Annotated in this window: 7 protein-coding genes; 4 read left to right on the forward strand and 3 right to left on the reverse strand. The window is 72.7% G+C overall.

From position 1 onward, the window contains the following. Positions 1–288 precede the first annotated feature (288 nt). The gene (locus GQS09_RS24285; RefSeq protein ID WP_165989718.1) at positions 289–1563 is read left to right on the forward strand and encodes an alanine racemase; all 1275 of its coding nucleotides are present in this window, start codon (positions 289–291) and stop codon (positions 1561–1563) included. 13 nt (positions 1564–1576) lie between these two features. Here GQS09_RS24285 and GQS09_RS24290 read toward each other — a convergent pair whose 3' ends face one another. Both GQS09_RS24290 and GQS09_RS24295 read right to left on the reverse strand, forming a co-directional pair. Beyond that, positions 1577–2401, reverse strand: a complete 825-nt coding sequence (locus GQS09_RS24290) for an ABC transporter permease (RefSeq protein WP_165989719.1) — start codon at positions 2399–2401, stop codon at positions 1577–1579. Continuing rightward, positions 2398–3432 (reverse strand): ATP-binding cassette domain-containing protein, encoded by a 1035-nt coding sequence (locus GQS09_RS24295; RefSeq protein WP_165989720.1) that lies wholly within the window; start codon positions 3430–3432, stop codon positions 2398–2400. Before GQS09_RS24295 ends, GQS09_RS24290 begins: the two co-directional genes overlap by 4 nt. 238 nt (positions 3433–3670) lie before the next feature. Between GQS09_RS24295 and GQS09_RS24300 the strand changes: the two genes are divergently transcribed. From GQS09_RS24300 to GQS09_RS24310, 3 genes are all read left to right on the forward strand, one after another. Beyond that, on the forward strand, positions 3671–5080 hold the full coding sequence (locus GQS09_RS24300) for a hypothetical protein (protein ID WP_165989721.1): 1410 nt from the start codon (positions 3671–3673) through the stop codon (positions 5078–5080). 270 nt (positions 5081–5350) lie between these two features. Continuing rightward, positions 5351–5860, forward strand: a complete 510-nt coding sequence (locus GQS09_RS24305; protein ID WP_165989722.1) for a SigE family RNA polymerase sigma factor — start codon at positions 5351–5353, stop codon at positions 5858–5860. A 28-nt stretch (positions 5861–5888) separates the two neighbouring features. Continuing rightward, the gene (locus GQS09_RS24310) at positions 5889–7238 is read left to right on the forward strand and encodes a hypothetical protein (protein WP_165989723.1); all 1350 of its coding nucleotides are present in this window, start codon (positions 5889–5891) and stop codon (positions 7236–7238) included. A 65-nt stretch (positions 7239–7303) separates the two neighbouring features. On the opposite strand, the gene GQS09_RS24315 is transcribed toward GQS09_RS24310, so the two are convergent. Beyond that, positions 7304–9007 (reverse strand): chitinase (locus GQS09_RS24315; RefSeq protein ID WP_399552592.1); only part of this gene is annotated, 1704 nt, incomplete at its 5' end.

The raw sequence follows: 9007 nt of genomic DNA on the forward strand, positions 1-9007 counted from the left end.
CGGCGGCCCGGGCGCGGCGGGAGCGCGGGCAGGGGGCGCCCCCGGACCGCCGGATGCTCCGTTGACCCGGTCATCGGTGGATGTTAGACAAGACCTGCACGCGCCGCCATGGCCCGTGCACCATGCGCAACGTATGTCATGCCTGGGGAGGTCATCTCGCACCGGCGCCGGCGGCACCGCCGGGCCCGTGGCGCCGGCGGCCGGCCCACCGCATCACTTGCCGGGCTCCCCTGGCCCGCCCCCGCCCGCCTGGGAACCCGCCCGACCGGAGAGACGAGCCAACCGGAAATGCACATCGGCAGCGCACTCGATCAGCTCGGGGACGAGGTCGTCGACCACCGGTTCCGGGGTCTGCCGCCGGACGCCGACGGCCGGACCGTCCGCGGCCTGGCCGCGGAGCGCCGCAATCTGCACAGCGGCGGATTCACCACCCCCGTGCTCACCCTGTCCGCCGAGGCGGTGGAGCACAACCTGCGCTCCATGGAGCGCTTCTGCAGCCGCCACGGCCTGGCCTTCGCGCCGCACGGCAAGACCTCCATGGCACCGCAGCTCTTCCGGCGCCAGCTGGACCACGGGGCCTGGGGCATCACCGTGGCCGTGCCGCACCAGGCCCGGGTGGCCCGCGCCTACGGAGTGCCCCGGATCTTCCTGGCCAACGAGGTGGTCGACGCGGCGGCCCTGGCCTGGATGGCCCGGGAGCTGGACCGCGATCCGGACTTCCGCTGCGTGGTCTACGCCGACTCGGTGCGCGGGGTGCGGCTGATGGACGCCGCACTCACCGCCGCCGGGGCGCACCGCCCGCTGGAGGTGGTGGTGGAACTGGGCGCCGCCGGGGCCCGCAGCGGGGTGCGCACCGCGGCCCGGGCCGCCGAGGTGGCCGACGCGGTCGCCGCCGCCGGCACCCTGCGGCTGACCGGCGTGGCCGGCTACGAGGGGGAACTGGCGGAGGCCGATGCCCCGCGGGTGCGGGCCTGGATGCGGGAGCTGGTCTCGCTTGCCGTGGAGTTCGACAAGGCCGGCCGTTTCCAGCACACCGAGGAGGTCATTGTCAGCGCGGGCGGCAGCGCCTGGTTCGACGTGGTCGCCGAGGTCTTCCAGGAACTGCCCGCGCTCTCCCGCCCGGTCTGCCGGCTGCTCCGCTCCGGGGCCTACATCAGCCACGACGACGGCCGCTACCGCACCGTCACCCCGTTCAACCGGATCCCGCAGGAGGGCTCGCTGCTGCCGGCCTTCCGGCTGTGGACCCAGGCGGTCTCCCGGCCCGAGCCGGGCCTGGCCCTGGTCAACGCCGGCAAGCGGGACGTCGCCTACGATCTGGGCCTGCCCGAGGTGCAGGTGATCCGGGAGCCCGGAGGCCGGATGCGCTCCGGGAAGGGGCTGACCGTCAGCAGGCTGGCCGATCAGCACGCCTTCCTCCGGGGTGCGGAGGAGGTGCTGCCCGAGGTCGGTGACTGGGTGGGACTGGGCATGTCCCACCCCTGCACCATCTTCGAGAAGTGGCCGCTGATCCCCCTGGTGGCCGGGGACGGCACGGTCACCGACTACATCCGCACGGTGTTCTGAAGCCGCCGGGCGCTCACACCCGCCGCTTGAAGGTCCACACCGACAGCGGGGCGAAGACCGCGGCGATGGCGCCCGCCCACAGCAGCGTCTGTATCACCGGGGTGGCCACCGGGCCGCCCAGCATCAGCCCCCGGCAGGCGTCGGCGATGATGCTCACCGGGTTGACGTTCACCCAGGCCTGGAGCCAGCCCGGCATGGTGTCCACCGGCACGAACACGTTGCTGACGAAGGTCACCGGGAACAGTGCCGTGAAGCCGAAGATCTGCACCCGCTCGGCGTCCTTGGCGGTCAGGCCCACCAGCACCGCCACCCAGGAGAAGGCCAGCGCGAACACCAGCAGCAGCAGGACCGTGCCGAGCAGCCCGAGGAAGCCGTTCTCCAGCCGGAAGCCGAGAATCACGCCCACTCCGAGCACCAGCACGATGGACCACAGCTGCTTCACCTGGTCGGCCATGATCCGGCCGGCCAGCGGGGCCCAGCGGGCGATGGGCAGCGACCGCAGCCGGTCGAAGACGCCCTTGGTGAGGTCGGTGTTCAGGCCCTGGCCCACGTAGAGCGTCACGAACAGCATGTTCATCGCGAGCATGCCGGGCAGCATGAAGGTGAGATAGTCGCCGACCGAGCCCGCGATGGCACCGCCGAACACATAGGTGAACAGCAGCACGAACATGATCGGCTGGATGCTGAAGTCGCTCAGCTCCCAGGGGTTGTGCCGGACCTGGACGACCGTCCGCCAGGCCAGGGTGAGACTCTGCCGCACGCCGTCGGCCAGACCGACCCGCTGTGGCAGTTCTCCCTTGGGGGCCGCGGATCCGGCCGGGACAGCCATGGTGCTCATGCCTTGCTCCCTTCGCCGCCAGAGGCGGAATTCCCGGTGTGGTGCATGCCGTTCTCCGGCGGTTCGCCGCCGCCCGCGGTCCGTCCCCCCGCCCCCTCCTCCTCGGCCGGGCGGCCGGTGAGGGAGAGGAACACCTCGTTCAGGCTGGAGCCGCGCAGCGCCAGTTCGGTGACGACCACGCCCTCCTCGTCCAGCCGGCGGACCACCGCGCCCAGCACCGACGGATCGGCCACCGGCGCGGTGACCAGCTTCCCCTTGACCTCCGGTGCCGTCCGGGTGAGCTCGGCCACCGCCGCCCGCACCACGGGCACCTTGGCCTCGTCCAGCGGGCGGACGGCCAGGGTCTGGGCGCCGATCTTCGCCTTGAGCTCGTCCGGGGAACCGCCGGCGATCTTGCGGCCCCGGTCGATCACCACGATCTCCTCCGCCAGCTCGTCCGCCTCCTCCAGATACTGCGTGGTCAGCAGCACGGTGGTGCCGTCGGCCACCAGGGACCGGATCATCTCCCACAGCTCGGACCGGGCCCGCGGGTCGAGACCGGTGGTCGGCTCGTCGAGGAACAGCAGCGGCGGGCGCCCCACCAGGCTGGCGGCCAGATCCAGCCGCCGCCGCATGCCGCCGGAGTAGGTGCCGGCCGCCCGGCCCGCCGCATCACTGAGCTGGAACTGCTCCAGCAGCTCCTTGGCCCGCTGCCGGGCGGCCGGACGGCCGAGACCGAGCAGGCGGCCGATCAGCAGCAGATTCTCGGTGCCGGTGAGCTGCTCGTCCACCGAGGCGTACTGACCGGTGAGACCGATGAGCTGACGCACCCGGTGGGCGTCGCGGACGACGTCGTACCCGCCGACGGTGGCCCGGCCGGCGTCGGCCGGCAGCAGGGTGGCGAGCACGCGCACCACGGTCGTCTTGCCGGCACCGTTCGGTCCCAGCAGGCCCAGCACGGTGCCCGTCCGTACCTCAAGATCCACCCCGCCGAGGGCGGTGGTGTCGCCGAAGCGTTTGACCAGGCCCTCCGCCTGGATTGCCAGCTCCATGGTGCACTCCCTTTCCGCGTTCCCTTCCGAGCATTGCGCGCCCCACTGACAGCCGCGAACGGATTCCCCGCACGGTCCCGCGTGCGGAGCACCGCTGACCTGCGGGAAAAAATTTCTCCGGCCGGCTGCGACATCTTCCCGGGACTGCCGCATCAAAAGAGATGACGGGGCGGGAGCCCGGGGGGTTGACCGGCACTCGCCGGCATCGAAGCGGCAGCAGCCGATGGAGGGGATCACAGTGACACCGATCGAGAGCCCGCAGCCGGACGTCCCGCAGCCGGACGTGCCGTGGGCGGGGGCGTCGCCGCAGGAGCCGGCCCCGCGGCGGTCGCCCTGGCGGCGCCGCGGCGCCATGGCGGCTGCGGTGGCCGCGGTGGCCACGGCGGTGGCCGTCCAGCCGAGCTTCGGCTCCGGCGGGGGAGCGGAGCCGGCGGCCGGGGGGAGTGCCCCGGAGAGCGGCCCGGAGATGATCGAGGCGCTGACCGCGCTGCTCCCGGCCGGCCTGGAGGTCACCGATGTGGAGGCCGAGGGATCCTCCGGCACCGAGGAGCCGTACGTCTGGCTGTCGGCCGACGACGGTGTCCCGGGCGACGGCCTCGGCATGGGTCTCAGCCTCAGCCGCTCCTCCACCGAGGACTGGCGGGCCGACGCCGGCTGCGCCCAGTGGGGCGAGGAGGCCGAGGACGGCATGTCCTGCACCCGGAGCGAGCTGGCCGACGGCTCCATACTCTCGCTGATCACGTGGGAGTACACCGCGGAGGACCGGGAGCCGCTGGACGACGCCGCGACAGCCGGGGACGGCGGCTCCGGAGCGGCGGAAGAGACGGTCCCGGGCGGCTACGAGGAGCCCGGGGAGTGGCCGGAACCGGCCGTCTCCCAGGGCTGGGAGGTGGTGCTGGAGTCACCGGGCGGCCCGGAGTTCGAGAACCCGGGCATGCGCAGCGCCCGGTTCTCCCTCTACCGGGACTTCACCGACGAGGCGGACGCCGAGGGGTACGAGCCGCCGCTGAGCCTGGACGCCATGGCCGGGATCATCCAGGAGCCGGTCTGGCAGGACGTCTTCCGGGCACTGGACGAGAAGTACGGCGAGCCCGAGGAGTGGGTGGAGGAGCCCACCAGCCGGATACCGAGCGCCGCGCTCGGGGAGACCTTCCGCGCACTGGCCCCCCAGGGGCTGGAGATCACCGGCGCCGGCTCCCCGGAGGACGGCCTCGGCTGGACCTCCCTGCTGGTGGACGACGGCAGGGGCGCGGTCCAGGTGGAGATCACCTCCTGGGAGCCCTGGCAGGAGGCGGAAGGCGACTGGGCGGACGAATCCGCCCACGAGTACGAGTACGAGTCCGAGGGAGCAGCGGAGTACGGGGACGCCGGGGAGTGGATCGTCGAGGACTGCGAGGAGGAGGAGACGGCGGACGGCACCTGGGTGACGGTCTGCACCTTCGGCCCCTGGGAGGACGACCCCTCCACCTCCTGGACGGCCGGGGTCCACTACCCGGACGGCGCCTCCCTGGACATCTCGGTGCTGAACGCGCCGGACTGGGAGTCCGGGCCGGTCCGTGACGACTCCCCGCTCACCCCGGAGCAGCTGAAGAAGCTGGTCATGGCCGACGAGTGGCGGCAGCTGTTCGCAGAGCACAGCGCCTCCTGACGGCCTTCCGCCCCGGGCGGGGCTCCGGCCCCGGCCTCCGGCGCGCATCCCGCCCGGTGCTCACCGGAGGCCGGTCCGGGGGGCCGGAAGCGGGCGGCCACAGAGTTCCCGCACCGCGTTCCCGCGCCGGCTGCAACATCCGGGGCGGGCCGGCGCATCGGAACAAGTGGAACGGTGCGTGCGGCAGCGGGTACCGGGGTGGACAAGCGCATGCACGGTGCGGCGCGGGCCGCACACGGGCGGAAACAGTAATCCGAGGGGCGGGAGCGGATGAAGCAGCGGGAGAAGGACTCCTACCTCGACTTCATCCGGCAGCGCAGCGGGCCGTTGTACCGGTCGGCCTGCATGCTGACGGGCGGCGACACCTACCTGGCAGAGGACCTCGTACAGGAGACACTCGGCCGGATGTACACGGCGTGGGGGAAGAGGAAATGCATCGAGAATCCGGCCGGATACGCCCAGACCGTCCTGGTCCGGTGCTATCTGACCCACCGGCGCAGACGCAGCAGCAGTGAGCAGCCGGTGCTGAGCCTGCCGGAGCGGCCGGAGCGCGCGGCGGACGCCCCGCTGCGGGTGACGCTGCTCCAGGCGCTCTCCGCACTGCCCCCGCAGGACCGCGCGGTACTGGTCCTGCGGTACTGGGAGGACCTCAGCATCGAGCAGACCGCCTCCATGATGCGCACCAGCTCCAGTGCGGTGCGCACCCGCAGCAGCCGGGCGCTGGCCAAGCTCCGGGAACGGCTGGGCAGCACCGGATTCACCGAACTGACCGCGCAGTAGGACGGCAGGCACCCGAAGAGGAACGGCCATGACGATCGATCACCAGGACTTCGAAAGAGATCTCGGTGCCATGCTGCGGCAGGTCGGCGAGGGCTTCGAGCCGGACACCCAGCTGCTGGTGGAGGGCGGGCTGCGGCGCGGCCGGGCCCGCCGGTCCCGGCGCCGGGCCGCGGTGCTGACGGGGGCGGCGGCGGTCGCCGCGGTGGGGCTGGCCGTCTCCTACCTGCCCGGCCCCGGCGGCGGCCACGGCAAGGCGTCGGACGGCACGGCACCGCGCACCGGCCCGGAAATGATCGCCGCGCTCAGCGGGATGCTCCCGGAAGGCGTGGAGGTGGCCGGGGTCCAGGGGGACGGCTACGCCACCAGCGACACGCCCTATGTCACGCTCACCCTGACGGAGGGAGCCGATCAGGCCACCCTCTCGCTGGAGCTCTCCCGCTGGGGCGTGGAGGAGCACTGGACGGAGCTGGCCGGCTGCGCCTACTGGGAGGACTGGGGAGCCACCGAGGACGACTGCACCGAACGGGAACTGTCCGACGGCAGCCTGCTCGCGGTCTACGAGTCCGAGTACTCCGACGCGGACAGCACCGAGGACGGGAGCGAGGGGCCCGGCCCCGGTGACGGCGGGCCCGGGCAGGACGCGGAGGAGGAGCTCTGGGCCTCCCACAGCTGGTCGGTGGCGCACACCTCGCCGGGCGGCGACGCCCGGGGAGAGCCGTCGGCGCGGATCGTCGCCGCCGATCTGACCAAGGAGCTCACGGGGACGGCGGACTTCACCGGCTACGAGCCGCTGCTGAGCGTCGCCGAGCTGGAGCGGATAGCCCGGGACCCGGTGTGGCAGTCCGTGCTGGACGAGGTGGACCGGGAGTACGGCCAGCCGGAGTCCTATGCCGCGGGGGAAGGCCCCTCGGGGTCGGCAGGTCCGGAGGAGATCGAGCGGACCCTGCGGTCCCTGCTGCCCCCGGACGTCACCCTGGAGTCCTCCTCGGACGCCGTGGCCGGCAGCGGTGTCTTCGTGATCGGGAACGGCCAGGGCCTGCGGTCCGAGCTCTCTGTCGACACCTGGGACCCGGAATGGACCCGGGAGGACTTCGAGGAGGACATCGCCGGCCAGAGCGGGAACCCGCAGTGCACCGACGAGATCCTGGACGACGGCTCCCTCTCCATCGCCTGCCACTTCCTCCCCGACGGAACCGATGACTGGGAGCTGTGGATGATCTCCCTCTCTTACGCGGAGGGCGGCGGCCTGGGGCTCCATCAGAGCGCGGGGAGCGAGGGCGAGCCGCAGCAGGAGGCGGTGCTGACCGCGGAGCAGCTGGCCGGCATGGCCCTGGACGACAGCTGGCGGGCGCTGGTGGCCGGCTCCGGCGGCGGGTGACGGCCTCTCCCGGCCGGCCGGGGGCCGGGCCGGCCGGGAGGGCATCGGGGCACTGCCGCCGGGGTCTAGGGAAGTCCGTGCACGTGCGGGCCGACCGCGCTGGACCACGCGTTGCCCGCGTGCGCGTCCCAGTTGGTCGACCAGGTCATGGCGCCGCGCAGGTCCGGGTAGGTCCGGTCGGGCCGGAAGGTGCCGCAGCGGGTGCCCCGGGTCAGGCAGTCCAGTGCCCGGTTGACGGTGTCGGGGCCGACGTAGCCGCTGCCCGCGGCGCGCGGCGAGGCCGGGACGCCCAGCCCGACCTGGGAGGCGTCCAGCCCGTTCTCCAGCTGGATGCAGGCCAGGGCGGTGAGGAAGTCCACACTGCCCGAGGAGTACACCTTGCCGTCGCAGCCCAGCATGGAACCGCTGTTGTAGTACTGCATATTGACGACCGTCAGGTAGTCCCGGGTGTTGAGGGCCAGCTTGAAGTACTCGGTGCCGGTGTTCTGCATGTCGATGGTCTGCGGGGCCATGGTGTAGACGAGGCTGTCGCCGGTGGCGGCGTGGATGGCGTCCATGGCCTGGGTCAGGTAGGTGGCGTTGATGCCGTGTTCCAGGTCGATGTCCACGCCGTCGAAGCCGTACTCCGCCATCAGCGCGAGGGTGCTGGACGCGAAGCGCTGGGCCGAGGCCGAGTCGTTGATGATCACGTTGCCGCGTTCACCGCCGACCGAGATGATCACCGACTTGCCCTGGGCCTGCTTGGCGGCGATGTCGTTCTTGAACTCCTGGACGGAGCCGTAGCCCAGCGCCGGGTCCAGCCGGAAGGTGATCTCGCCGGGAAGGGAGGTGGAGTCGGCGAAGGCGACCGCGATGATGTCGAACTGGTCCTGCACATCGCGGAGCTTCTGGATCACCGAGCCGTTGTCGAAATTGTGCCAGTAGCCGGTCAGGGCGTGGCGCGGCACCCGGTTGCCGCCGCCGGAGCGGGGCTGGGTGGTGGCACTGACCGGTGCCGACAGCGCCGATTCGCCGTTTCCGTTCTCCGCGCTGACCCGCAGCTCATAGGTGGTGGCCGGGCTCAGCCCGGTGACCACCGCGGAGGTTCCGGTGACGGTCCGGGACACCTGGCCGTCCACCCGGACGTGGTAGCGCTCCGCCCCCTCGGCCGGCTCCCAGTTTAGGCTGATGCTGGTGGCGGTGGTGCCGCTGACCCGGAGCCCGGTGGGCGCGGGCGGCGGGTCGTCCGGCGGATCGGTCGGGCCGCCGGTGGAGCCGCCGCTGTCCGCGCCGCCCTCGCCGGCCAGCGCCAGATCGTCGGCCCAGTAGGTGCTGGTGCCGTACCAGCCGTGAAGGTAGACGGTCACCTGGTCGGTGGCCGTGCCGGTGGTGAAGGTGAGGGAGAGCTGCTGCCAGTCGCCGGAGCCGGGGGTCCAGGTGGACACGTCCTGACTTCCGGTGCCGGCGGCGCCCAGGAAGGTGTAGCCGCCGCGCACCCAGGCGCTGAGCCGGTACTCCTCGCCGGGCAGGACGCCGACGGTCTGTTCGCAGCGGGCGTGGGACTGCCCGGCCGGGGTGCCGGCCAGGGCGCCGGAGCCGGTGCGCACCGGGCTGCCGGTCGCCGCGGCGGAACCGTCGCAGGACCAGCCGGTGAGCCCGTTCTCGAATCCGGAATTGGTGAGCAGATCGGCCGAGGGGGCCGCGCCGGCCGGGCCCGGCAGCCCGGCCAGCAGCAGGGCGACGGTGGCCGCCACGGCGGCGCCGAGAGCGGCCAGCGGCCGGCGGCGTCC

The sequence above is a fragment of the Streptomyces sp. YIM 98790 genome, assembly GCF_011421595.1.
Lineage (GTDB): Bacteria > Actinomycetota > Actinomycetes > Streptomycetales > Streptomycetaceae > Streptomyces.